This window comes from Candidatus Marimicrobium litorale, from assembly GCF_026262645.1.
Lineage (GTDB): Bacteria > Pseudomonadota > Gammaproteobacteria > Pseudomonadales > Halieaceae > Marimicrobium > Marimicrobium litorale.
On record NZ_SHNO01000001.1, the window covers coordinates 2,620,796 to 2,646,291 of the forward strand.

General features: G+C 54.8%; 22 protein-coding genes and 1 pseudogene. 17 read left to right on the forward strand and 6 right to left on the reverse strand.

The features are described 5' to 3' along the window. The first annotated feature begins 37 nt into the window (after positions 1 to 37). The 3 genes from EYC82_RS11750 to EYC82_RS11760 all read left to right on the forward strand — a co-directional run bounded on the left by EYC82_RS11750 (position 38) and on the right by EYC82_RS11760 (position 3,507). Positions 38 to 1,363 (forward strand): NTP/NDP exchange transporter, encoded by a 1,326-nt coding sequence (locus EYC82_RS11750; protein ID WP_279249724.1) that lies wholly within the window; start codon positions 38 to 40, stop codon positions 1,361 to 1,363. 128 nt (positions 1,364 to 1,491) lie between these two features. Beyond that, the gene (locus EYC82_RS11755; RefSeq protein ID WP_279249725.1) at positions 1,492 to 2,580 is read left to right on the forward strand and encodes a Rieske 2Fe-2S domain-containing protein; all 1,089 of its coding nucleotides are present in this window, start codon (positions 1,492 to 1,494) and stop codon (positions 2,578 to 2,580) included. A gap of 192 nt (positions 2,581 to 2,772) precedes the next feature. Continuing rightward, positions 2,773 to 3,507: a M48 family metallopeptidase gene (locus EYC82_RS11760; protein ID WP_341475061.1), complete on the forward strand. Its 735-nt coding sequence runs from the start codon at positions 2,773 to 2,775 to the stop codon at positions 3,505 to 3,507. A gap of 225 nt (positions 3,508 to 3,732) precedes the next feature. Here the strand turns inward: EYC82_RS11760 and EYC82_RS11765 are convergent, their stop codons facing one another. After that, the gene (locus EYC82_RS11765; protein WP_279249727.1) at positions 3,733 to 4,917 is read right to left on the reverse strand and encodes an acyl-CoA dehydrogenase; all 1,185 of its coding nucleotides are present in this window, start codon (positions 4,915 to 4,917) and stop codon (positions 3,733 to 3,735) included. A gap of 229 nt (positions 4,918 to 5,146) precedes the next feature. Here EYC82_RS11765 and EYC82_RS11770 point away from each other — a divergent pair, with 229 nt between their 5' ends. Together EYC82_RS11770 and EYC82_RS11775 are read left to right on the forward strand one after the other, a co-directional pair. Continuing rightward, positions 5,147 to 5,728, forward strand: coding sequence for a nuclear transport factor 2 family protein (locus EYC82_RS11770; protein ID WP_279249728.1), 582 nt, complete (start codon positions 5,147 to 5,149; stop codon positions 5,726 to 5,728). Positions 5,729 to 5,838: 110 nt separating this feature from the next. After that, positions 5,839 to 5,964, forward strand: a pseudogene (locus tag EYC82_RS11775) (arsenical-resistance protein); the annotation flags it as partial. On the opposite strand, the gene EYC82_RS11780 reads toward EYC82_RS11775, so the two are convergent. Beyond that, the gene (locus EYC82_RS11780; RefSeq protein ID WP_279249729.1) at positions 5,957 to 7,573 is read right to left on the reverse strand and encodes a glycerol-3-phosphate dehydrogenase/oxidase; all 1,617 of its coding nucleotides are present in this window, start codon (positions 7,571 to 7,573) and stop codon (positions 5,957 to 5,959) included. The pseudogene EYC82_RS11775 and the gene EYC82_RS11780 overlap by 8 nt on opposite strands. A 35-nt stretch (positions 7,574 to 7,608) precedes the next feature. After that, positions 7,609 to 8,499 carry a LysR family transcriptional regulator gene (locus tag EYC82_RS11785; RefSeq protein WP_279249730.1) on the reverse strand — a complete coding sequence of 297 codons (891 nt, stop codon included), beginning with the start codon at positions 8,497 to 8,499 and terminating at the stop codon, positions 7,609 to 7,611. 95 nt (positions 8,500 to 8,594) lie between these two features. On the opposite strand from EYC82_RS11785, the gene EYC82_RS11790 reads away from it, so the two are divergent. Continuing rightward, entirely contained in the window at positions 8,595 to 9,731 is a 1,137-nt protein-coding gene (locus EYC82_RS11790) for a citrate/2-methylcitrate synthase (protein WP_279249731.1), read from the forward strand. Positions 9,732 to 9,838: 107 nt separating this feature from the next. Here EYC82_RS11790 and EYC82_RS11795 read toward each other — a convergent pair whose 3' ends face one another. Continuing rightward, complete coding sequence (locus tag EYC82_RS11795) at positions 9,839 to 10,570, reverse strand: glutathione S-transferase family protein (protein WP_279249732.1); 732 nt, start codon at positions 10,568 to 10,570, stop codon at positions 9,839 to 9,841. A 233-nt stretch (positions 10,571 to 10,803) separates the two neighbouring features. Between EYC82_RS11795 and ppnP the strand changes: the two genes are divergently transcribed. From ppnP to EYC82_RS11820, 5 genes are all read left to right on the forward strand, one after another. Further along, on the forward strand, positions 10,804 to 11,121 hold the full coding sequence (gene ppnP, locus EYC82_RS11800; RefSeq protein WP_279249733.1) for a pyrimidine/purine nucleoside phosphorylase: 318 nt from the start codon (positions 10,804 to 10,806) through the stop codon (positions 11,119 to 11,121). 64 nt (positions 11,122 to 11,185) lie between these two features. Continuing rightward, positions 11,186 to 12,799 (forward strand): peptide ABC transporter substrate-binding protein, encoded by a 1,614-nt coding sequence (locus EYC82_RS11805; protein ID WP_279249734.1) that lies wholly within the window; start codon positions 11,186 to 11,188, stop codon positions 12,797 to 12,799. Beyond that, on the forward strand, positions 12,799 to 13,734 hold the full coding sequence (locus EYC82_RS11810; protein ID WP_279249735.1) for an ABC transporter permease: 936 nt from the start codon (positions 12,799 to 12,801) through the stop codon (positions 13,732 to 13,734). The genes EYC82_RS11805 and EYC82_RS11810 overlap by 1 nt, the downstream gene beginning before the upstream one ends. Continuing rightward, entirely contained in the window at positions 13,731 to 14,618 is an 888-nt protein-coding gene (locus EYC82_RS11815; protein ID WP_279249736.1) for an ABC transporter permease, read from the forward strand. Before EYC82_RS11810 ends, EYC82_RS11815 begins: the two co-directional genes overlap by 4 nt. Positions 14,619 to 14,622: 4 nt before the next feature. Then, a complete protein-coding gene (locus tag EYC82_RS11820; protein ID WP_279249737.1) occupies positions 14,623 to 16,197 on the forward strand; it encodes an ABC transporter ATP-binding protein in 1,575 nt (524 codons plus the stop codon). 41 nt (positions 16,198 to 16,238) lie between these two features. On the opposite strand, the gene EYC82_RS11825 is transcribed toward EYC82_RS11820, so the two are convergent. Together EYC82_RS11825 and EYC82_RS11830 are read right to left on the reverse strand one after the other, a co-directional pair. Continuing rightward, positions 16,239 to 17,111 carry a TAXI family TRAP transporter solute-binding subunit gene (locus tag EYC82_RS11825; RefSeq protein ID WP_279249738.1) on the reverse strand — a complete coding sequence of 291 codons (873 nt, stop codon included), beginning with the start codon at positions 17,109 to 17,111 and terminating at the stop codon, positions 16,239 to 16,241. 114 nt (positions 17,112 to 17,225) lie between these two features. Then, positions 17,226 to 17,408, reverse strand: a complete 183-nt coding sequence (locus EYC82_RS11830; RefSeq protein ID WP_279249739.1) for a DUF6316 family protein — start codon at positions 17,406 to 17,408, stop codon at positions 17,226 to 17,228. 461 nt (positions 17,409 to 17,869) lie between these two features. Here EYC82_RS11830 and EYC82_RS11835 point away from each other — a divergent pair, with 461 nt between their 5' ends. The 6 genes from EYC82_RS11835 to EYC82_RS11860 all read left to right on the forward strand — a co-directional run bounded on the left by EYC82_RS11835 (position 17,870) and on the right by EYC82_RS11860 (position 25,445). Next, positions 17,870 to 18,829 (forward strand): alpha/beta hydrolase, encoded by a 960-nt coding sequence (locus EYC82_RS11835; RefSeq protein ID WP_279249740.1) that lies wholly within the window; start codon positions 17,870 to 17,872, stop codon positions 18,827 to 18,829. 40 nt (positions 18,830 to 18,869) lie between these two features. Further along, on the forward strand, positions 18,870 to 20,450 hold the full coding sequence (locus tag EYC82_RS11840; protein ID WP_279249741.1) for an AMP-binding protein: 1,581 nt from the start codon (positions 18,870 to 18,872) through the stop codon (positions 20,448 to 20,450). 23 nt (positions 20,451 to 20,473) lie between these two features. After that, on the forward strand, positions 20,474 to 22,333 hold the full coding sequence (locus EYC82_RS11845; protein WP_279249742.1) for a DUF3604 domain-containing protein: 1,860 nt from the start codon (positions 20,474 to 20,476) through the stop codon (positions 22,331 to 22,333). 102 nt (positions 22,334 to 22,435) lie between these two features. Beyond that, the gene (locus EYC82_RS11850) at positions 22,436 to 23,512 is read left to right on the forward strand and encodes an MBL fold metallo-hydrolase (protein WP_279249743.1); all 1,077 of its coding nucleotides are present in this window, start codon (positions 22,436 to 22,438) and stop codon (positions 23,510 to 23,512) included. A 104-nt stretch (positions 23,513 to 23,616) separates the two neighbouring features. Continuing rightward, positions 23,617 to 24,123, forward strand: coding sequence for a TRAP transporter small permease subunit (locus EYC82_RS11855; protein ID WP_279249744.1), 507 nt, complete (start codon positions 23,617 to 23,619; stop codon positions 24,121 to 24,123). After that, complete coding sequence (locus tag EYC82_RS11860; protein WP_279249745.1) at positions 24,123 to 25,445, forward strand: TRAP transporter large permease; 1,323 nt, start codon at positions 24,123 to 24,125, stop codon at positions 25,443 to 25,445. The genes EYC82_RS11855 and EYC82_RS11860 overlap by 1 nt, the downstream gene beginning before the upstream one ends. Positions 25,446 to 25,496: the final 51 nt, after the last annotated feature.

Genomic DNA, 25,496 nt, shown 5'->3' on the forward strand with positions numbered 1-25,496 from the left:
CTGGAACACTGCTCAGCCCGTAGTGAGGAAGCATGGCATGAATTACCGTCGTCGATTGCAAGAGGTCGGCTGGGGCCTGCTTGGCCGGGCCAGCGATATACGCCCCCACGAGGCGCGGGCAACGCTTGCTTCGTTCAGCCTTGTTATGATGCTCATGGCTTCCTATTACATTTTACGCCCGGTGCGGGATGCCATGGCATCGGATTGGAGTGATGCCGAGGTCAGCTGGCTGTGGACCTTTACATTTTTTATCAGCTTTATCGCTGTTTCCCTTTATGGGGCGGCTGTCGCAAGGCTGCGTTTCTCGCGTTTAGTCCCCTCTGTTTATAGCTTTTTCGCTGTTAGCTTTGTACTGTTTTACCTTGGCGCAGCATCAGTCACTGACCGCACGCTGCTAGACAAAAGTTTTTACATCTGGATAAGCCTTTTCAGCCTGTTTCATATCTCCGTGTTTTGGAGCTTCATGGCAGATACATTTTCCAAACCCCAGTCCATTCGCCTGTTCGGCTTTATCGGCGCAGGGGCAAGCATTGGAGGTCTGGCTGGGCCCGCACTCACGACGTTGCTTGTAAAAGATATAGGCACCGAAAACCTGATGCTGATAGCGGCCTTACTGGTAGTGTTGGCTCTACCGTTGGTCGCGTGGGTGCAGCGACTCAAGCAGACTGATCTGCACAATGGCAACGTTTCTGTCGGTAACGAAGATGTCGAGTTTATCGGTGGCAATCCTCTGGCCGGTTTCGCGGAATTCATGCGCAGTCCCTATCTGCTTGGTATCGGTTTATTCATATTTCTCTACACCACTATCAGCTCTTTTGTGTACTTTGAGCTGAAAAACCTGCTGGCTGACTTCGACCCCGATATGCGCACCCAGATATGGGGAGGCATGGATCTTGCCGTAAACAGTCTCACCCTGTTGGTAGCCCTGTTTGCTACCGGGCGCATTGCGCAACGCTTCGGGCTGCCTTTCACGTTGGCCCTCATTCCGGTCCTCGTGGGTGGCGGCATGCTGATGCTAGCGGCTGAGCCAATGGTTTATGTCGTGGTTGGCGTGCAGGTTGCGCGACGCGCGGGGAACTATGCGATCTCCCGACCCGCCCGCGAAATGCTGTTCACGGCGGTGGATCGCGAAACCCGATTTAAGGCCAAGCAAGTGATTGATATTGTAATTTATCGCGGCGGCGACATGCTCAATGCCTGGCTTTTTACAGCACTCACTCAGGGGCTCGGCCTGGGGTTGGCGGCTGTCGCGGGCATCGGCGCGGTTGTCGCCGGGCTGTGGGCGCTAACAGGCATCTTCCTGGGACGACGGTTTAACGCAATGAACCCTGCCAGTGATATACCCGATGAGACAACTGCGTAAACTTGAGCAGTAAGTTGAATAGTTGAGCCGCCGGCTAATCCTTTGCATCGCAACACTGTCCGGGTGGTACCTTTGGCGCCGGCTCAGTCTATACTTTAGTCAATTACAACATGGACGGTAGGCATACCATGGCAACATCTGTTGATTACAACCTGGGACCCAACACGTATCCTCGCGGCTGGTTCGTTGTCGCCGAGAGCAAAAAACTGGATGACGGCCCAATGGCCGTACGTTACTTCGGACAAGATCTGGCACTGTACCGCGGCGAAAGCGGCAACCCCGTGCTGCTCGACGCATACTGTGCCCACATGGGTACACACTTGACCGCCAGCACCAGCGCCATGATCGTCAAGAATGGCGATCAGATTGAAGGTGACTCTATACGCTGCCCTTATCATGGCTGGCGCTACAACCCACAAGGCGATGTCGATGACATCCCCTACCACGACGGGCCCTGCCCAAAGTCCGCCTCTATTCGCTCGTATCCCGTGGTAGATAATATGGGGTGCATCATGGCCTGGTTCGATCCGGATGGTCGCGCACCGGACTACGATGCGCCGTCACTGGCCGAGTGGGATGATTCTCAGTGGGTACGCTGGGAATTGGACCACCTCGGTGAACTGCAAATTCATCCGCAGGAAATTTTGGACAACATGGCAGACGTCCGCCACCTGGGCCCAACCCATGGCGCGCCCAGCGAATACTTCGAGAACGAGTATAAAGATCATATCTGTATTCAGCGTCAGGGTGGGCCGATGCAGCTTTATCAAACCTATCTCTACACCACGACCTGGTACACAGGTCCCGGTATACTACTATCCAAACAGGTATTCGCCGACAACGTCATCTATGAGCTGATTGCCAACACCCCTGTGGAAGACGGTGTTTCCAAGTGCTTTCACGGCTGCCTCTACAAGGGCACGGAAGGCGGCGCAACAGACGAAGATCGGGAGGCTGCCAGGCAAGCCCAAGCAGGTGCATTGGAAGCTTTCGGTGCAGACTTCAACGTATGGCAGAACAAGCGGCCGGCAATCAAAATCATGCAATTGAAGACCGACGGTCCCTTCAAACATGGACGCAAATGGTACTCGCAGTTTTACGCCAGCGCGGACGATGTCGCCTCCATTCGCGACGAAGTTAATGGCTTTGTGGCGACCACTGGCATGCAGACCCCCGCAGAAGCCAACCACAACATCGACGAGGGGCTTCCGATATAGGCAAACCGCTGAGCCCCGGGTCACCGCACCCGGGTATTCGCCTTTCATGACATCTTCTGGCAACCTTGCTCACTCTGCCACTAGCGTACTTGACCGATATTGCACACCGCCATGAAGATGCTCATCGTTACACTGTTTTTTCTGCCTTTGCTAACCGCATGCGCCACCAGCCCAACAGGACGGTCGCAGCTCATGCTGGTTTCCCCTGAATCCGCTATCGTTGAATCGAGAAAAGCCTACCTCACAACGGTCGATGAACTGAATGCTGATGACAAGCTCGTCAATGATCCGGCCCTGTCGAGGCGGGTAGCGACCATCACGGGCCGACTGGTTACCGTCGCTACCGAGATGTATCCGAGCACCCGGAATTGGCAATGGAGTGTCGCTATTGTGGATGCCCCGGACATTGTTAACGCCTGGTGCATGGCGGGGGGTCGCATGGCGGTGTACACCGGGCTGTTTGAGAAGCTGAAACTGACCGACGCCGAATTTGCGCAGATCATGGGCCACGAAATTTCCCATGCTCTGGCCAATCACACCGCAGAACGTATGTCCCGCGCTATGGCCACCTCTGTGGGGGTAGTCGCCATCGCAATCTTGTCGGACAAGCCCGTGGTCGCTGCTGGGGGCGCCGCTGTTGCGGCGAGGCTGGCGCTGGGCCTTCCCAATAGCCGCACTGCGGAATCGGAGGCAGATCAGATCGGTATGGAACTCGCTGTTCGTGCCGGTTATGACCCGGACGCCGCCGTAAGCCTGTGGGAAAAAATGGGCTCCCGGGAGGGCGGTAAGCGCCCGCCAGAATTTCTCAGCACACACCCGGCACCCGGTAATCGGGAACTTACCTTGGCAGCCATGATCCCAGATATGCGACCGCTCAATCCGACCGGACAGCTCGCACCTGTGCATGCTGTTGAAATCATGAACTAGCGGTTTCCTTAAATGAAAAGAACCGTCACCGTTAGCCAACTTGAGTCAGCGCAGCTCGCCAAGCAGTAGTGGCGTCCATTGAGACCCTGGCAAACTTGCGCTACACAACGTCAGATAAGCTTGGCGTGAACGTCGATTCGCAAGTAGGACCTCGCAGCCCTGCTTCCCAGGGCCACAATTTACGCTGCTGCGTGTATATCGAACACGACTGCTCAGTAAAAACGATCAAAAGGCAGGTATGCCCGTTTGGGTACGCCCCAGGATCAGAGCGTGGATGTCGTGCGTACCCTCATAGGTATTCACCACCTCGAGGTTACACATGTGTCGCATAACGGGGTACTCATCGGATATGCCGTTACCACCCAACATATCCCGCGCATTGCGCGCGATGGCCAAAGCTTTACCACAGGAATTGCGCTTGAGAAGCGAGATCAGCGCCGGCGCCAGGGCATCCTCATTCAGCAAGTGGCCCGCCCGCAGACAACCCTGCAGAGCCAAAGCAATTTCCGTCTGCATATCGGCGAGCTTCAGCTGCACCAGCTGGTTGGCGGCCAGCGGGCGGCCAAACTGTTGCCGCGCCAGGGTGTAATCCCGCGCGGTATGCCAACAGGTTTCAGCAGCACCCAGAGCGCCCCAGCTAATCCCATACCGCGCCTTGTTGAGACAGCCGAAAGGGCCCTTGATGCCCTCGACGCCGGGCAGTAGCTGCGCCTCCGGAACGAATACGTCCTGCATCACGATTTCTCCGGTGACAGAGGCGCGCAGGGCCAGCTTGCCTTCAATTTTTGGTGCACTGAGCCCATCCATATCGCGCTCCAGAATGAAGCCGCGAATTTTTTCATCATCGGTTTTCGCCCACACCACGAATACATGCGCCAGTGGGCTGTTACTGATCCACATCTTTGCACCATTAAGCAAATAGCCCCCTTCGATACTCTTCGCGCGGGTGACCATACCTGCCGGGTCTGAACCGTGGTCCGGCTCTGTCAGTCCGAAGCAACCTATCCACTCACCGCTGGCAAGTTTTGGCAGGTAGGTCTGTCTCTGTACTTCACTGCCATAGGCATAGATCGGGTACATTACCAGGGAGGACTGCACGCTCATCATGGAGCGAAATCCGGAGTCCACACGCTCTATCTCGCGGGCAATCAAGCCATAGGAAATAGAGTCAACCCCCGGGCAACCGTAGCCATGGAGCGTAGAGCCCAATAATCCCAACTCACCCATCTCAGTGAATATCGCAGGGTCGGTTTCTTCATTACGAAAAGCATCGCGCACACGGGGCAACAATTTTTGCTGTGCATACTGGCGGGCCGAGTCGCGCACCTGCCGCTGATCCGAGGTAAGTTGTTGCTCCAGCCCGAATGGGTCCTGCCAGTCCATGCTGGCTACTTCGTGTTTTACTGCCATCGTTATATGCCTCCCAAGCCACTAATATGCCACAGTATGCTCTAACTAGAGTACACCGATAGGGTGCGTCGGCGAGCCACCTGGCATTCCACCGCGGCGGCATTGGTTTGAATGTCCATGCCGCCGCTGACTAAACTCGCTCTTACACAGGCTATCGGCCACTGATAACAGGCGAAATCGTCTACCCTGTTTACCGTTAAGATACCTGAACCCTAAAAGAGGCAACGGCATGACCGAACGACAAAAGTTGACTAAGGAAAACATGGGCATCACCGATGGACTCGCACTGCAAGCCAGCGACGGCGGTATAGAAGAGCTGCGAAAGGACATTCAGCGCCTGATGGACATCGAGGCAATCAAGCAGGTCAAGCATGCTTATTTTCGCTGTATCGATACTGCTAATCTCACAGAACTAGGAACGCTGTTCCACGAGGAGGTCAAGGTACGCTTCAAGGGAGGCGGTTACGAATGGAACCTCGATAGCAAACAGGAATACGTCGACAACATCGGCATGGCGTTCAGCAGGGAAGCAATCGGGCAGCACAATGCTCATCACCCGGAAATCCAGATCTTGTCAGACACTGAGGCTACGGGCTTGTGGTACCTGGCAGACAATATGTGGTTACTCAATCACAATGCCTTGACCACCGGGACTGCGCTCTACTGGGATCGTTACGAGAAAATTGATGGCAAGTGGCTGATAAAGGAAACCAGTTACGAGCGCATCTATGAGATCAATCAGACCTTGCAGGAGAAGCCTAAGCTGAACTCGCATTACCTTGGCGTACATGGAGGCGAGCCCCAGTTCTAATAGTAGCCCGGCGACACGAGCTTAGCCCGGCCGATAGACGCGGCGCTAGCCTACTGCCCGGCTAGCAGCCCTCCACGACGCCTCGTTTGCTGTAACCATCAGCCTGCACGCTGCACTGCGGTGCTGCGCTGGCAACCGTGGTCGGGGTGTTCGTGGAGGTACCTGTCATGTTGTCACTGGTGGCGTTTGTCAATCGAACCGAACACTGGTTTGAGCCCGATGATTCGACTATTTAGCGGTAGCGGTAGCGGTAAGGTATTCCTCAAGCCGTTCGTCTGCATCTTCACCAAAGAGAATCTGACAGGCTTCCCGCAATCCTGGCGCGCTAACAATTGCCTCTCGCTTCACCACCTGCTCAATCTTTGAGCGCCGCCGCATGAAGTCTTCCAGCTTTACAATCATCTCAAGGCGAGCAGCCAACTCTATTTCACAGCGGGTATACTCCGCGTTTTCAATAAGCAGTGCAGCAACACTTTCATCCTCCCGGATGCGCTCCAGCAAGCCAAAAGCGCTCTCAGCGTAACGCCGCCAGAATCGTTCTGACAGTGGTTCGGAAGAGGAGGGATCGGTCAGTGCATCCAGATTCATCAACTGTGCCTGCAGCATGAATTCCGCGCGCAGGTCATTGCCCGGTTCACCGTACCAAAGGTTGTCCGCCTGTGGCACGGAAATACCAAGCTGTTGAACATGGTCGGCTATTTCATCCCCTACGTTGAGACAGTCTGTTAACTTGCCGCCAAAAATGCTCAGGTGTCGACGCGCCTGGTCCACCTCGACAACATGTTTGCGCGACAACTGCACCCAGTCTGCCTCTCCGCCTTCTCCCTCAACCACCAGAGGACGCACACCCACTCGCTCGGCGACGACATTGGCCCGTGTCAGCGGAGGGTTAATATCAAGAAGTGCGTTGGCGTTCTCAAGGATGAAATTCCTGTCCTCTTCACTGACCCCAACCTCCGGCGAGTTCACCTGCGCATCCGTGGTACCAATACAGGTTTTGGGTCCCATTGGAATCAGGAAAAACATACGGCCATCACTGGCGAAGAAAGTGAGTACGCGTTTGTTGTCGGTTATTTGATCAACAATAAGGTGCACACCCTTGGAAAAGAGATGGTGGTGCGCCGTCGCTTGTCCAGTCAACGTATTCTCAGCGTCTGCCCAAGGGCCACAGGCATTGATCAGAGCGTGTGATCGAATTTCGGATATTTCACCGCTGACCTCATCGCGGATCTGCGTTAACCATTCGTCTCCTTGCCGGGTTGAGTTGAGGGCTTTTACATAATTAGCCGCAATACATCCAAAGTTGAGGCTTTTTCGGACAAAATTGAAAACAAAGCGAGCATCGTTGTCATACAGGTAACAGTCGGAGTATTCGAGCCCACCGGCAGCCTTGCTGGTATTGATCACAGGCTCGGCGGATTCGATCGCGCGCGCCGAGATAAACCGCGGGGCACGGGTAGCAAAGCGACCCATCACCCAATAGAGCAGGCTACCCAGGTAAATAAAGAAAGGCGGAAAGCGAAACCCGCGCTGCACCGTGGTTAAAAAGCGAATCTCCTTGACCGTTGACGGGTAGGCTTGCATCAACCGGTTTCTGGATTTACACAGCTTGTTCACGAGCAGAAATTCAAGGCTCTCCAGATACTTGATGCCACCCCAGGCCAGGTTAGATGAATTCGAGCTGACCCCTCCAGCAAAGTCACCGCTGTCGATCAACGCCACTCGCACGCCGCGGCCAGCCAGTGACGCAGCGGCAACCGCACCATTGATACCAGCGCCGAGCACCAGCACATCAAATGGCTTCTGGGCCAGTTTCCTCACATTGCTGTCGCGCAGGGTGGACATTCGATTTACTCCGTAAAGGCCGTGTATTACGCGTGTTAAAGCAGCCGCCAGTGTGCCACACACTGGGCAATAAAATCCCGGGAACTGTCGCTCAGGTTTTTACCCGCACGGTAGTAGACACCGACCTCCTTATCGATTCGGCCGAACGAGACGTCACTCATGATCCGAAACCCGGCGCAATCCGGATGCTCCGCGAGCAGCTTGTCGCCGAGGAACGCCACACCCATGCCCTCTTTGACCATGTGAATCCGAAGTGACAGGCTGCTCACTTCCCAGACGGTACTGAAATGATCTCGCAACCGCTGTAGCGATGGCCGCATGTCTGGGCTATCCAGCGCCGACGTAATCAGAGCAGTTTCTTTCAGAGCCCGCTCATTGCCGTTGATCATGTCACCACAACGGGGATGATGCTGGCTGACCACAAGGTGCCGGGACTCGGTATAAAATGGCACGCTCTCGAAAGCGGCCATGTCTTTTTGGAAGGGCCCCAGGCCCAGTTCCGCGTTACCCGACAAAACCGCAGATATAATACTTCGCGCCGGCATCTCGGCGATCTTCATGCGGGTATGGGGATGATCCCGGAAATACGCGCTGATCAGGCCGGGGGCATGCGAGCGGTTCAGGGCGGCGCTGATCGCGAGACTCAGAGTCTCGGTTTTGCCCTGCTTTAACTGCTCTATGTCCTCTAACGTACGCTGCTCATCCCGAAGCACGTCGACTGCATGCTCAAACAGCCGCTTGCCAACATCCGTCAGCCGGAGATCCTTACCGCGCTGCACCAGTGGCGCCTCCAGTTTATATTCCAGTCCGGCGACTGCCTGGCTCACCGCAGACTGACTGATATGCAACGCATCTGCAGCACGTTTAAAACCGCCTTCCTCTATTACTGCACGAAACGCCCGCAACTCACTGTTTTCCAAACGCATATTAGCTTACCTAATAGACTGATAAGTAAAATTAACTCTACTAATTATCAACCCCGGTCTATACTGTGAATATTACCAATTTAAGGGCATAACCCATGTCATCGAACGACACCGTTTTTTCACCAGACCTCGCAGGCATTGTCGTGGGCGAAACCGCTATATCTGACGTTCAGGGCGATAGTGGTGTGCTGAACTACCGCGGTATCGATATCAATGACATGGTCGGTACCCCTTTTCTGCATGCCGCCTGGATGGTGCTGTTTGGGGAGTGGCCAAACGCACAGGAAAAAAGTCAACTGAAGGCCTTCATGTGCCGGCACGCCTCCCTGACCCATGACGAGATCGACCTGTTGGAAAAGCTTCCAAAGGGGCTCCACCCCATGCTGATGCTGCAGGGAATGGTTCCGCTGCTGTGCCTGCCAGAAGAATCCTCACTGGAGATAGATCTCGACGCGGCGCAAGGGCTTTTTCTGGCCGCCAAAATTTCGGGGCTGATCGCCGCGCACTACCGGCTTGCCCAGAACAAGTCGATCCTGCAACCGGTACCGGGAAAACTGTTTCACGAAAACTTTCTGACCATGTTTCACGGATCTTCCCCCTCGGAGGAGCAGCGGCGCATGCTCGATGCAGCGCAGATTTTGCAAATGGAACACAGTTACAACGCAGGAACCTTCGCGGGTCGCGTCTGTGCCAGCACCCTCGCGCCTATTCAATCATCGGTCTCAGCCTCCATCGGAACGCTTTACGGCAGGTTGCACGGCGGCGCAGACCAAGCCGCACTGGAAATGGCCATCGCCATTGGTTCACCTGAAAATGCCGCGGCCTATGTCACAGAATGCCTCGCCAACAAGGTGAAGATCATGGGCATGGGTCACCGTGAATACCGCACCGTTGACCCCCGCGCAAAAATCCTGAAACCGATGGCTGTCGAGTTGTGCCGGGACGACGAGAGTAAGCGCTTACTAGCAACGCTCGTCGCAGTGGAAGAGGCCTGCCAGAAAGAGTTTTCTGCCAAGGGCAAGGAAATCTGGGCCAATGTGGAATTTTACAAAGGTGCTGTTTTCCACAGCCTTGGCATTCCAACACACTATTTCACCGCCATGTTTGCAATGGCCCGTGTCTATGGCTATGTCGCTCACTTCCTCGAATTCAAGAACGATAGCCGCCTGATCAGACCAAGGGCCCGCTATGTTGGTCCGGCGGTGGGCAGCCGCAAACAGTCCGCTGCCTGAGCACGGCATTTGGTAGCGAACCCTGTGACGGTGTCCAACGTGCTCGTCAGCAAAAACTGGCTTCGAGGGGACTCCTCGCGCTGCAACGGCGACGACCAGGGACACATTCAGACCAACGCGCGCTGAGCCGCTGGCGTGCCCTGCGGCAACGTTAAAGTATCTACTCGTTCTCGCCAATCCAGCAAGGCGGGCGCCTCAGCCATCAATGCCTGTGCTTCCTCCGCCCGGTCAAGCACAGTACACATGCTCGCGACGGCAATATCCGCAAAAGACAAGTGGTCACCCACCAGCCAACCTGTGTCCTTGACAAGAGTATCGATGGACCGAAAATGCTCTTCTATTTCCTTGCAGACTGACTCACGATCCTTACGTCCGATACCCTGACCATGCGCCTGGCGAGCAATGATGCGCGGGATAAGGGGCTGGAACACCCTGCGCATGACGCCCTTGTCCTCCAGCAAAAGATCTTCGGCAAGTAGTGCGCTGTTATTGGGCCAACTGCGCATCGTCAGATCGAAGAAATAGAGGCTTTCATCGGCCCAGTCCTCGATGATGCTGGCCTGGGCTGACAGGCGCGCGTCGGCAGGAATAAGTCGTTTTTCGGGATAGGTTTTCTCAAGGTAACCAATAATGTCGGTACTGTCCGCGATCATGAGTCCATTGTGCACCATGAAGGGCGCCTTACCTCGCGGGTTCAGTTTCTTGATTTTCCCGACGCCCGATAGACCGTAATTAACCGTATCAAAGGGTATGCCCTTGTAATATAGGCAGCGCCTTACTTTTGCTGCGAATGGAGACACTTGGTATTGATGCAGTATCGGCTTGTGCAAACTACTCATGCTATCGAACGATCCTTTTATGAAATTGTCGAAAGGGTATCACCTTTTAATGCGTATCGTTCCTGCCGATAAAGGCGGGAGTAGATGCGAGATACCGAGCAAGGGGTAATGCTGGATTGTCGCTCTATCCCTATGGTGAAAGCCACTCCCGCGCAGTAGACTCTATGGCCTTGTGAGCAATGAAAAAGCCAGGCATCACGTGCCGGTGGCGACAAACAGCGGAGACTCCTGAAATGTCGGAATTTAACGACGTCACAATTGTTAAAGCAGCAAATATTTATTTTGATGGCAAAGTCACCAGCCGCGCGGTCAAGTTCGCCGATGGTTCCCGCAAAACCCTGGGAATCATGATGCCGGGAGAGTACAACTTTGACACTGCCGAAGCCGAAATTATGGAAATCCTGGCAGGGAAAATGGACGTTAAGCTGCCGGGCTCTGACGAATGGCAAACCTTCACTGCAGGACACAGCTTTGACGTACCCGCCAACGCCAACTTTGGGCTGGTAGTCCACGAGGTCACCGACTACTGCTGTTCTTATATTGCCGGCTAGGCTGAGTTAAACAGACAACAACCGCGAGCCATCAACTATTACTTACAAGCTCCTGACAATCGGCGTGATTGCCCTACTGCTCGGAGCCTGCGGTAGCGGCGAATCGCGCATCGCACAGGGCAACCGGGAAGGCATACTGCACTTCGGCAACGGCACCGAACCCCAGGGTCTGGACCCCCACGTGGTTACGGGCATCCCGGAAATGCATGTCATCGTTACCTTGTTCGAAGGTCTGGTCACAAAAAACCCCTATACACTCGAACCCGAGCCCGGCGTTGCAAAACGCTGGAATATCAGCGAAGACGGCCTCACCGTAACCTTTTATCTGAATGACAGCGCGAAGTGGTCCAATGGTGACCCGGTCACTGCCTATGACTTTGTCTGGTCATGGCAGCGTGCGTTAAGTCCAAAAATGGGTAACCAGTATGCCTATATGCTTTATCCCGTGAAGAATGCCGAGGCCTTTGCCACGGGCGAGATAACGGATTTTGCTGAAGTCGGCGTCACGGCAAAGGATGCGCAAACGCTGGTAGTGGCATTAAACGCTCCGACCCCTTACTTCATTCAGCTCATGGATCACCAAAGTACCTATCCGGTGCATCGCCAAACTATCGAACAATTTGGCAATGCCTTCGACCGTTTTACGCCTTGGACCCGCGTGGAAAACATCGTTAGCAACGGAGCCTTTCGCCTGACTGATTGGAAGTTAAACCGGCGCATTGAGGTGACAAAAAGCGATACCTACTGGGACCGCGACAAGGTCGAGTTAAACGGCGTTGTGTTCTATCCCACGGAAAATATTTCTACGGAAGAGCGTATGTTTCGCGTAGGCCAGCTGCACCGAACAGAGTCAATACCGCTAGACAAAATTCCTGTGTACCGGGCAATGCAGGATAGCCCTTACGTTAATTCGCCCTATCTCGGCACATACTACTACCTGTTGAATACAAACGAACCACCGCTTGATAACCTCAATGTGCGGAAGGCGCTGTCGCTTGCGATTGACCGACGGCGACTGACCGAAACTGTACTGCACGGAAGCACTTTACCCGCCTATAGTATTACACCGCCTGGAACACTGGGCTACCAACCACCCAAAGTGTTTGAGCACGACATACAGCGGGCGCAAGAACTACTGGCACAGGCGGGCTATCCGGATGGTAAGGGCTGGCCTGGCCTCGAATTGGTTTACAACACTAGCGAGAGTCACCTTAAAGTTGCCGTGGCCCTACAACAAATGTGGAAGGATGCACTGAATATCGACATCACGCTGGCCAACGAGGAGTGGAAGGTCTATCTCGATACGGTAGATCAGATGGACTTCCAGATGGCACGGCGTGGCTGGATCGGTGACTACGTAGACCCCAATAACTTTCTTGATCTATTCCTGTGCGAGGGCGGTAACAACAGTACGGGGTTCTGTGATCCGGTATACGATGACATGATTCTGCAGCAGGCGCCGCGGGCAACCACACGGGAGGCACGGTACGCCATTTTCCAGGCGGCAGAGACACGCCTGATGGAACAAATGCCCATCGTGCCCATCTACACCTATACCAGCAACCACCTGGTACAACCGAATGTAAAAGGCCTGTTCTCAAATGTTATGGACTGGATAAATTTCAAATACATTTCCCTGGATCAGGATCAGGGTCAGGGTCAGAGGGTGGTTGATTGATGTGGCGCTTTGTCGGGTCACGCCTGCTGCAAGCTATCCCGGTATTGCTGGTCGTCATTACCGTCACCTTTTTCCTCATACGCGTTGCACCTGGCGGACCATTTTCCAGTGAGAAAGCTGTAATACCCGAGGTTAAGGCGGCTCTGGAAGCCCAGTACCGTCTCGATCGCCCCGTGCTGGAACAGTACACCGCGTACCTTGGTGACCTCATACGAGGCGACCTCGGACCATCGTTTAAATACCCTGGCCGCAGTGTGAACGAATTGATCGCTGCGGGCTTCCCGGTCACTGCAGAACTGGCGCTTTATGCACTACTGGTCGCACTGCTTATCGGTGTTGGCGCAGGCGTTATTGCATCCCTGCGCCCCAATACAGCCCAGGATTATATTCCCATGTCTGCCGCGATGATCGGCATTTGCATCCCCTCACTGTTACTGGGCCCCCTGTTAATTCTGGTATTTGGTATCTACCTGGACTGGCTGCCCGTGTCGGGCTGGGGTGATATGCCTGGTGACAAAATACTCCCGGCGGTAACGCTGGGCGCTGTTTATGCCGCCTATATAGCCCGGCTAAGTCGAGCCGGCATGCTGGAGATCATGACCCAGGACTACATTCGCACCGCAAGGGCCAAGGGCATACCCGAATGGCGCGTTGTAGTAGTTCACGGATTCCGCGGCGGACTTACCCCTGTTGTAGCCTTCCTCGGACCCGCCTTTGCGGGCTTGCTGTCCGGGTCCTTCGTCGTGGAAACTATTTTTCAGGTCCCTGGGCTAGGGCGGTTTTATGTGCAGGCAGCCTTCAACCGGGATTACACTATGATTCTGGGCGCCACGGTTTTCCTGTCCTCCCTCATCGTGGTATTCAACCTGTTGTCGGATGTCCTGAATGCTTGGATGAATCCTAGACTGCGCAGCCGGCCCGAGCAAAATACATGAGCACAACGTCGATGAATACGCTCGTTGATGCAGAGCAGGGAAGCTCCCTGTGGCGAGATGCCTGGTTGCGGCTAAGCCGCAATCGCCCTGCCCTGGCCGGCTTCGCCGTGCTCACATTGTTTGTGTTGGTAGCAGTGCTGACGCCATGGATGGCGCCTTACGACTACGCCCAGCAGAATCTTGAGTTGGGGGCGACGCCGCCCTCGGCAGACCATTGGCTGGGTACCGATATTTTTGGTCGCGACCTATTGACCCAAATCATGTACGGCGGCCGCATATCGTTGGCAGTAGGCTTTATCGCCACAGCAGTCGCACTGCTCATCGGTGTCAGCTGGGGCGCTATCGCAGGTTACGTGGGAGGACGGGTCGATGCGGTAATGATGCGCCTTGTCGATATTCTTTATGCATTGCCTTTCATGATTTTCATCGTGCTCTTAATGGTGGTATTCGGGCGCAATATGTTGCTTTTGTTCCTCGCCATCGGTGCGGTAGAGTGGTTGACGATGGCACGCATCATGCGCGCACAGGTCCAATCGCTGCGACAACAAGAGTTCGTGGAAGCCGCCGTGAGCCTGGGTCTCTCGCCGCTGGCCATTATCTGGCGACACGTGATACCCAATGCGCTGGGGCCAATCATCGTCTACACCACGCTTACAATTCCCAGTGTCATGCTGTTAGAGGCATTCCTGAGCTTTTTAGGGTTGGGAGTACAGCCCCCCGAAACATCCTGGGGCCTTCTGATTTCTTTCGGCACAGAGACTATGGAAGAGTACCCCTGGCTGCTGTTTTTCCCGGGGCTGGTGTTGGCAATCACACTGTTTGCGCTGAACTTTCTCGGTGATGGTCTGCGCGATGCGCTGGACGTGCGCGGTGCGAAGGACTGACCATATGTTAAATGTGAATAACCTCACTATCAGCTTCACCAGCCGCGAAGGCACCACCCGAGCAGTCGACAATGTCAGCTTCAGTGTGACGGCAGGCAGCACCACAGCGATCATTGGTGAGTCGGGCTCCGGGAAATCAGTCTCCTGCTACGGGCTGCTGGGCTTGATACCACAACCCCCCGGTCGCATAGAGAGTGGCAGCGCGTTATTCCTCGACAATGATTTACTGCAACTGAACAAGCACGCCCTGCGGAATATTCGTGGCCGCGATATTGCGATGGTATTTCAGGACCCAATGACCTGTCTCAATCCCTACATGCGAGTGGGGGCTCAACTTATGGAACCCTTACGCTACCATCGTGGAGTCCCCCGGGCAGAGGCGAAAAAGCAGGCTCTCGAGCTGATGGCCGAAGTGGGAATTCGCGATCCCGCAATCACTATCGACTATTACCCTTATCAGTTTTCCGGCGGCATGAGGCAACGGGTCATGATTGCTATGGCGCTGATTAATGAGCCCAGATTACTGATCGCAGATGAGCCCACCACTGCACTTGATGTCACCGTCCAGGCGCAGATACTGAAACTGCTCTCCGACATACAGGCCAAGCGCGACATAGGCATATTGATAATAAGCCACGATCTCGCCGTAGTTGCCGACATCGCAGACCAGATAATCGTTATGCAAAAGGGCAAGGTAGTGGAGCGCGGTACTGGTGCGACGATTTTTAAGCGTCCTCAACATCCCTACACCCGAAAATTATTAGCGTCGATACCCCAGGGACAAAAAACACCGTCGTCGATATCACCAAACCCACTGGTTTCCGTAAGAAAGCTGTGCACCTGGTTTAAGCAAGACAATGAAACGGTTAAGGCAGTAAATGATGTGAGCTTTGATGTCTACCGCGGCGAGGTACTCGGTCTAGTAGGCGAATCGGGTAGTGGAAAATCAACATTAGGCCGCTCACTGCTAAACCTTGTGCCGGCAACGTCGGGGCAGATACTGTTCGACGGACAGGAGGTTATAACTCTTGCAGCAGGTGAACTGAAATCACTGCGACGTCGCATGCAGATTATTTTTCAGGATCCTTTCGCGTCGTTGAATCCTCGCATGACCGTGTATGACACCCTCGCTGAACCTCTCTTGTTACACAAACTTGAAACACGCTCATCCGTCGCCGAGCGCGTACTGGAGATCATGGACGAAGTTGGGCTGGCACGACCCTATGTACGCAAGTACCCCCACGAATTTTCGGGCGGTCAGCGCCAGCGTATAGCCATTGGCCGCGCCCTGGCGACCCGGCCTGAGTTTATCGTTGCCGATGAAGCCGTTTCGGCTCTGGATGTTACTATTCAGGCGCAAATACTGGAATTAATGAAGACACTGGCGCAAGAGCATGGGCTCACTATGCTCTTCATATCACATGACCTCGCCGTCATAAGGCAACTGGCAGACAGAGTCATAGTGTTACAAAACGGCGAGGTTGTGGAGCAGGCCGAAACCACCGCACTGTTTGATCATCCGCAGCAGGATTACACCCGTCGATTGCTTGAGGCTATTCCTGGAAAATCGCTTCTTTAAGATCATCTGTGGAGCGTACGTTCCCGACATAACGTGTCTGTCTAGCGGGTAACATACACTTTCATCCAGTGATAGTCCGCCAACTCACTGAGGCGGTTACGCTGCGCCAAGCTCAACTTATACTTATTAGCCAGCAGCAAGCCCAATACACAAATGGTATTCACCGGTTGTTCGGCACCGGGCATCGCAAGTTGCATGGGGCGGTATACCTTGCGCCCATACCAGAGTTCCTCTGGCAAGCGGCCACCACCCAGGTCAACAAAACGGTAATCCGATGGATTAGACAGAGCATATTCGACTTCCGGAGAGAGCTCGCGGGGCCGATGCACTGTCATCACTGCGTCTACCGGCGCGCCCGGGTCATTGAGCTGCTTCATCAGCGGCAGGGTGTCGCCGTACCTCACCGTTATATTCGGTAATCCGGCCAACCGGCTGGACAGATAATCGAAGGTAAGCGCTATGCCGCTGTCGGCACTGGCAATGCCCAAACGTAAATTCTCCGCTTGCTCAAGATCTGCATCATCTCTTATCTCGCTTTCCTTGCCAGTGATGATGAAAACACATTCTTCACCGACGTTCTCGATCAGCTCAAGATGATTAACAACCTCGTTTGCCTCGGTGTTGAGGTAGTACTGAACCACATCTGCTTGAACAAACGCCAGGCTCACCGGGCTATCCATATCCATCAGTTTTTGGAGATTGTCACGCGAACCCCGGCTGGCCATATTTTCGACGGCCAGGCCCAGCTCAGACATCGCCACCTCTTTGATGCGAGCACCGGCATTCCAGTACCCGCCGCCCGGTATTCCCGAGCTGAGTATGATAGCCGGAGGGGCCAGTGACTCCGCGGGCACTGTTGCGCTGCCGCAGAAAACGGCGAACGCCAGAAAAACTTTGCCTGTGAATCCGTGCATGGCGCATTCTACCATGACACTGTGTGGGCCAGCCAAACAGGCGCCGTGGCGCAGTCAAAAGTGCCTTAACTCGAGGGCGGGGCTCAATCCCGATGGCGGATTGTATCCCGGGGGCTAGAGCCCGGTTTTTATGATGCGCAAATACACTTCCAACCGCGTGGAGGCTTCGAGTTCATCTTCAAAAGGTCCCGCCAACTCACCCTCACGGGTTCTGAAGAACCAGTCACCGTCTTTTGTGAAGGTTCGGCTTGTCCGCGTTACGCTTTGCTGATCGCTGTCATTCTCTCTGTTTTGCACGGCTTTACCCTATCTCTACGGTCTGCTTTACCGAAAAGCTTAACGCTACGACCGCAATAGCGGAAATGTAAACTGTGTGACGGTTCGCAATTTGGAAGGAATTCTACAGACCGACTTGACGGGTTGTGACACAGGCACGCTTCATACGGTGCACAGCTCTGCAGGCAGCCGAACACTAAAATCTGCTCGCAAGGCTTGCGGCGACGCGCAAGAAGAGTACTCTTTTGGAGCTGCTGTGCGTCTCGCCTACCTCTTCCCGGGTCACGTATTTGACAGCCGCTCCACGACAATTCTGCACGCTAAGGTATCTATTCTTAAACCCTTGCCATACACATTTGGCGAGGACAGTATACGCTGTGTACCTGCCGCGTAATAAGCGCATTCCCTCGGTTTTATGGCCAGTCTCGCCATCGCCCCGGCACAGGGATACGGCAAACCGGAATAATGGAGAAATCAAACTGATGGCCTATAACTACGATCCCGAGCTGGCCTCGTTGTTGGAATTCCTGCCGGACACATCACTGGGTTTGAGCGATCCGGTCACGGCCAGGGAGGGCTTTCTGTCGCTGATTGCACAGATGAATGCCGACGTTAGTCACGAGGGCGTCACGGTTGAAAACCGCGGCATTCCGGGACCGGTCGATGCCCCTGATGTGTCGGTGAGAATCTATACACCGGCGGGCCTATCGGGACTTGTGCCTGCCATACTGCATATCCACGGCGGTGGATTTGTCATCGGCAATTTGGACAGCGAACTCGGTTCCTGCATCGCGCTGTGTCGCAATCTCAATGTTGTGGTGGTTTCGGTAGACTATCGCCTCGCGCCAGAGACACCGTATCCGGGACCGCTGGAAGACTGCTACGCCGCCCTCACGTGGGCCAGTGAAAACGCTTCTCGATTGCATATCGATCCCACACGCTTGGCGGTGTTTGGCCAGAGCGCGGGAGGGGGGCTCTCTGCCGCGACGGCCCTGCTCGCCCGAGACCGTAAGGGACCGGACATCTGCTTCCAGTATCTGGGCATCCCGGAGCTGGACGATCGACTGCAGACCCAAAGCATGCAACAGTTCGTCGACACCCCGATGTGGAACCGACCCAATGCTGAGCTTAGCTGGGATTACTACCTGGGTGATCAATACCAGCGCGGCGCAGAGAATGTGCCCTGTCATGCGGCGCCAGCCCGGACGGAAGATCTAGCCGGCCTACCCCCCGCTTACATCAGCACCATGGAGTTCGATCCATTGAGAGACGAGGGCGTGGAATACGCACTGAAACTGATGCAAGCCGGTGTGAAGACGGAATTGCACAGCTTTCCCGGGACATTCCATGGTTCCAGTCTGTTTTCTCATACACAGGTTTCAAAGCGTGAGTCAGCGGAAATGTTTACCGTTCTGCGCCGCGCGCTGACTATCACAGAGTAATGTCGAGTTTTTCACTATCCCCTTGAATACCGGAGACAACATGAGCAGCGAAGCACTGTACGAGCCACCATTAATGGCCCATCTACTGATAGAGGGCCTCAATCGCTACAACGACGAGCCCTGCCTGTTCCTTGGTGACAAAGTCGCCAGTTACCGGGAGGTGCGGGAAAATACCAGCCAGATGGTGCAAGCCCTCAAGAGCAAAGGCCTGAGCGTTGGAAGCCGGATAGCAGTGATCTCGGCCAACCGGCCGGAAGTCCTGTCCAATATCGCGGCCATGCAACTTACTGGCGCCATCGGCACGCCGCTGCACCCTCTTGGTTCGCTGGATGACCACGCTTACGTTCTCGAAGCTGCGGAAATCGAAGCACTGATTTTCGACTCGTCACTGTTTTCAGAAGTAGCTGCCGCGCTCAAGGAGCGTGTGCCAGGCATTAAGCACTTTCTGGGGTTTGGCCCCAACGAGGTGGGCGACGACTATATGGCACTCGCTGCAGGCTTTGATCCACAACCATTGGTTGCACCGGACATCTCGCTCGACGACATCGCCTCGGTCAACTTTACGGGTGGCACTACCGGCAAGCCCAAGGGCGTAATGAGCCCCAACCGGGTCAGCGCTTATATGACACAAGTGCAGATGACCGAGTGGGAATTCCCCGAGGAAGTCCGCATGCTAATGGCGACGCCCCTGTCCCATGCCGCGGCTGCCTTTTTTATCCCTGTGCTACAAAAAGGGGGCGCTTTTTATGTGATGCAGGGTTTCGATCTCGATGATTTTTTCAACATGGTGCGTGATCACAAGATCACCTGCACCATGCTGGTACCCGTGATGTTGTATTTTCTGCTGGATCATCCCAGAGCGACTGACGGCAGCATGGACAGCATGGAAACTATTTTTTACGGCGCCTCACCCATGAGTCCCGCGCGGTTGCAAGAGGGTATAGAAAAGTGGGGCCAGATCTTCTACCAGTTCTTCGGCCAATCCGAGTGCCCCATGGTCATTGCGAATATGAGGAAGAAGGAACATGATCTTTCCAAGCCCGAGCGACTCGCATCGTGTGGCCGACCAACCCCATGGATTCACCTGGCGCTACTAGACAGCGACAATAACCCCGTGCCCGATGGAGAACCCGGTGAGATCTGTGTGCGTGGCCCGCTGGTAATGGGCGGCTACAAGGACATGCCAGAGCAGACGGCAGAGGCCTTCGCCGGCGGTTGGCTGCATACGGGTGACGTGGGCAGACTGGATAATGAGGGGTTTCTTTACATCGTCGACCGCACCAAGGATATGATCGTGACCGGTGGCTTCAACGTGTTCCCTCGTGAAGTCGAAGACGTCATGGCCACCCACAAGTCGGTGGCTCAGGTTGTTGTCATAGGCGTACCTGATGAACAATGGGGCGAGGCCGTGAAGGCTGTGGTTGTTCTAAAGCCGGGTTCGGACCCATCGGAGGCGCTCGCCTCAGAGATGCAGTCACTGGTCAAGGAAGCCAAGGGATCCGTGCAGTCACCGAAGTCGATTGACTTCGTGGATGCGATTCCGCTGACTGCCGTGGGCAAGCCCGACAAGAAAGCGGTACGAGCACAATACTGGGAGGGTTCTGAGCGAGGGGTAGGTTAGCGCAAGAGTAGGCAAAACAAGCTATGGCTTTATCGCACAAGGACATTGTCTTCACCTTGCCGCTGTTAATGCTGGCTTGTTCGCCCGTGGAAGACCCCTCACTATACCCGCAGTTCAATGCTGAAACCGCCGTCAAACCGCAGGCAAAAGCGCCAACCGCATATAACCCGCAGCGCAACCTTTACTGGGGAGATCTGCATATCCATACCAGTTACTCCACGGACGCCTACACTAATGGGGTGCGGGCCACGCCCGACGATGCCTATACTTTTGTAAAAGGCGGCGAGATCGAACACGCAGCGGGCTACGGTATTCGCATGGCAAGACCGCTGGATTTTGCAGCAGTTACCGATCACTCGGAATATCTCGGCGTACTGCAGGCGACCGCACCGGACCTACCCCTCAACGAGAGGGGGCTCAGGGATCGCCTACTCAACGATGGCCGCCTGGGTGTGACCTGGCTGCTGACCGACACCATGATCGGCTTTGATCTCGAAGACGCCATCACCGACGGCTGGCAGGGCATCAGCAAAATGGCATGGCGCGCCACCGTGGAGTCAGCCGAGCAACACAATGACCCGGGACACTTCACCGCTTTTGTAGGCTACGAATGGACCTCTATGCCGGGTGGGCAAAACCTGCATCGCAACGTCATATACCGCGGGGCGAAAGTGCCTGAGCTGCCCTACAGCTCTGTGAATTCTGAGGACCCACGCGATCTGTGGACGGCACTAGAGACACAGCGCTCGCAAGGCATGGACGTCTTCGCGATCCCCCACAATGGCAATGTCAGCAATGGACTCATGTACAACAATGTCATGTTCGACGGCAAACCTATCACGGCAGCATACGCCACGATGCGCAATGAATACGAACCCATTTCAGAAATCTTTCAGGTAAAGGGTTCCTCAGAGACAAACCCATTGCTGTCCAATGAAGATGAGTTCGCCGGCTTCGAGATTTACGACACCCAACTGTCCCAGACACAGGAAAATTCAAAAGCCAAGGGTAGCTATGCCCGTGACGCTCTGCGCACCGGCATCGAAATTTCTCACAGTGAGGGGTTTAATCCCTACCGCTTTGGCGTGATCGGCGCCTCCGACGGTCACAATGCCAGCTCCCCCGTTGAAGAAAATAACTACCATGGCAAGCTGCCTATACTCGACGGAAGCGCCGCGCTGCGAATGGGCAAAGCTAATTATTTCCCGGCAGACCGTATGGCGGGGGGCACACGCTGGAGTGCCGCCGGCCTCGCCGCTGTCTGGGCCGAAGAAAACACACGGGGCTCACTGTTTGATGCGATGAAGCGCAAGGAAACCTATGCCACCTCGGGCCCGCGTATCGCACTGCGGTTTTTCGGGGGCTGGAACTATCCAGACGACCTTCTGGCGAAGGAAGAGTGGATTGTATTGGCTGAACAAAACGGTGTACCCATGGGTCGGGATCTGCCAGCCGCAGAAGGTGGTGCGCCTGACTTTGCGATCTGGGCCATGCGCGATCCGCGCAGCGGTAACCTCGATCGTATTCAGATAATAAAAGGCTGGGTGGATAGTGAGGGGGCCTCCCATGAAAAAATATTCAACGTGGCCTGGTCGGGTCAGCGGCAACTCGATGACTCAGGCAACCTGCGACCTGTCGGCAACACCGTGGACCCCAGCACTGCAACCTACACCAACAACATCGGTGAAGCACAGCTGTCAGCCCTGTGGACTGACCCTGAGTTTGATCCCGAACAGGAAGCCTTCTACTACACCCGTGTTATAGAAATACCAACGCCTCGCTGGACCACCTTCGATGCGCTAACGCTCGGAATGGAGCCACCGGAGCCGGTCAGCCTGCAAGAGCGCGCAGTGAGCTCCGCGATCCGTTATAAACCACGGTGATATTGCCGCGTAACTGATACACTCGTAACCGTCAGTTTCTGAGCCGACTGAGCCGACGATGTAACCTCACCGCTCCTCTACCTCAACAGGAGGTAATACCCCTTGTCTGAAGAGACCAACGAAATCTACCGAGGTCTGACCTTCCCGTGGGGCCGCGGCGTGAATCCACTGCCAGGGGAGCCGATGCAAATTGCGGAGGGCGTTTACTGGGCTCGCTTCGCTATGCCTATTTCATTGGATCATATCAACCTTTGGTTGCTCGAAGACGGGGAAGGCTGGACCGTAGTGGATACCTGTCTCGACCTGACCAGCGCGCGGGAAACCTGGGAAACGCTATTCGGCGGAGTGATGAAGGGCAAGCCCATTACGCGGGTCATATGCACCCACCTACATCCGGATCACGTTGGATTAGCAGGCTGGCTCACTGAGCGCTTTGACTGCGAGCTGTGGATGTCACGTGAAGAATTTCTGATGTGTCGAGCGATGGCCGGGGATACCGGGCGTTCCGCGCCAGAAGTAGCCATTAGCTTCTATCGAGGGGCGGGTTATGACGACGAGCAACTGGAACAGTACAAAAAAAAATTCGGTAATTTCGGGCGCGCAATCTATCCGTTGCCCGACAGCTTTCGCCGGCTAATGGACCGCGAAACATTGACTATTGGCGGACGTTACTGGCAAATCATTATCGGTAGCGGCCACTCTCCGGAGCATGCAACACTCTATTGCCCTGCGCTGAAGCTGCTGATTTCAGGGGACCAGGTGCTGCCTCGCATCACCCCAAATGTCAGTGTATTTCCCACCGAACCCGAGGGCGACCCACTTACCGAGTGGCTTCAATCCAGCAATCGCCTGCGAGAAATACTACCGGATGATTTGCTGGTGCTGCCCGCCCACGAAGCGCCGTTTTACGGATTGCATGTGCGCTTGAACCAGATCATTGAAAACCACAAGCACGATCTGGACAGCCTGTGGGAGTACCTCTCGGAGCCGCGGCGAGCTGTGGACTGCTATCCCGCCCTGTTCAAACGCACGATTGATGGTGGCTCCATGGGGCTCGCCACAGGGGAAACGCTGGCTCACCTGAATTGCCTGCTAGGCAGACGCAGTATTACTCGGCAAACAGACAGCGGTGGCGTCAACTGGTATACGCAAAATCCGGCTTCATCTACTTATGATTAAAGGTTTGCTACTCTCAGACCAATAAATAGCGGCGGGAGTGAGGCAGAAACACGTGACTCGACTGCCGCATGCCCCGGACAGCAGATACCCGCAAGGAGCTTTGGTTGACATGGTTTATTAGCCACTATGTCTCTGTTGTCGACGCGATAAACTATCGCGTCGGTCGATTAGTCATGTATGGCATATTTGTGATGATCGCGATACTGGCGTGGGCATCTATTTCCAAGACGTTTTTTCTGCCCTCGCTGTGGACGCTCGAGATGGCACAGTTTGCAATGGTCGCCTACTACATGTTGGGCGGCCCCTATGCAATACAGATGGGATCCCATGTGCGCATGGACCTGTTCTATCATGCCTGGTCTGACCACAGAAAAGCCTATTTTGATGCTTTTACTGTGTTCTTCCTGATTTTCTTTCTCGGTGTGCTGCTTTACGGCGCCATTGACAGCGCGCAGTACGCCGTCGAATACAACGAGCGCAGCTACTCCTCGTGGCGCCCCTACATGTGGCCGATCAAGATCATCACCGTGATTGGCATTGTGCTGATGCTGCTCCAGGCGATCTCGGAGTTCTTCAAAGACATCGCCCGGATTCATGGGATCACGCTTTGATGTCCTACGAAATGATCGCCCTGCTGATGTTTTCGTCGTTGATGCTCATGCTCATGACAGGGCAGAGAGTATTCGGGGCTGTCGGTGCAGTAGCGTCACTTGCCGCAATACTTCTATGGGGCACCGGAGGCTCGGACATCCCGTATGCATCCGTCATGAAACTGATGAAGTGGTACCCGCTGCTGACCCTGCCTATGTTTATTTTTATGGGCTACGTTTTATCAGAGTCAAAGATTGCGGACGATCTTTATCGCATGTTCCATGTATGGATGGGCTCAATCAATGGTGGACTTGCCATCGGCACCATCGGTCTCATGGTCCTCGTCTCCGCCATGAACGGCTTGTCCGTCGCGGGGATGGCTATAGGAGCCACTATCGCGCTACCAGAATTACTACGCCGAGGTTACGATAAACGCATGGTCACCGGCGTGGTTCAGGCAGGCTCCTCCTTGGGCATACTGGTACCGCCTTCGGTCGTGTTAGTGCTATACGCCATGATCGCACGACAACCTGTAGGGCAACTGTGGCTCGCAGGGATTATGCCAGGGCTGCTAATGGCGGCTATGTTTATTGCTTACATCGCCATACGGTGTGCCCTACAGCCCGATTTGGGGCCCGCCCTCAAGAAGGAGGAACGACAGGTACCACTGACTGAAAAATTGAGGCTGTTGCGAGCAGGACTTCTCCCCATCGTGATTTTCGCAGTGATGATGGTGCCCTTCGTAAGCGGTTGGACAAGCCTCGTCGAAAGCTCTGCCATCGGTGCCATGGCTGCTTTTTTTGCAGCGGTATTGAAACGGCGTATGACGCGAACGGTGTTCGAGAACTCGGTACGGCAGACGCTGGCAATTTCCTGCATGTTCATGTGGATCATACTGGCAGCGCTTGGGTTTGGCGCGGTATTTGACGGTCTGGGCGCGGTCAAGGCGATAGACAGCCTCTTCACCGAACAACTTGGCCTTAATCCATGGATAGTTCTGATATTGATGCAGCTATCTTTTCTGATTATGGGCACGTTCCTGGACGATACTGCTATGCTGGTCATTGTTGCGCCGTTGTACGTGCCGCTGGTGACAGTCCTCGGCTTCGATCTGGTGTGGTATGGCGTGCTCTACACCATTACTACACAAATTGCGTATATGACGCCGCCGTTCGGGTACAACCTGTTCCTCATGAGGGCGATGGCGCCGCCGGAGATAGAGCTAAAGGATATCTATGCATCAATACTGCCTTTTGTTTGCATCATGGCGCTCGCGCTTGCACTCGTGATGGCGTTTCCACAACTGTCGCTCTGGCTGCCGGAAACGGTCTACGGCCAGTAATATATATCCCCCAGTGATGGGGAACAGCCGGAGAGCCTGCTTAGAGACTTT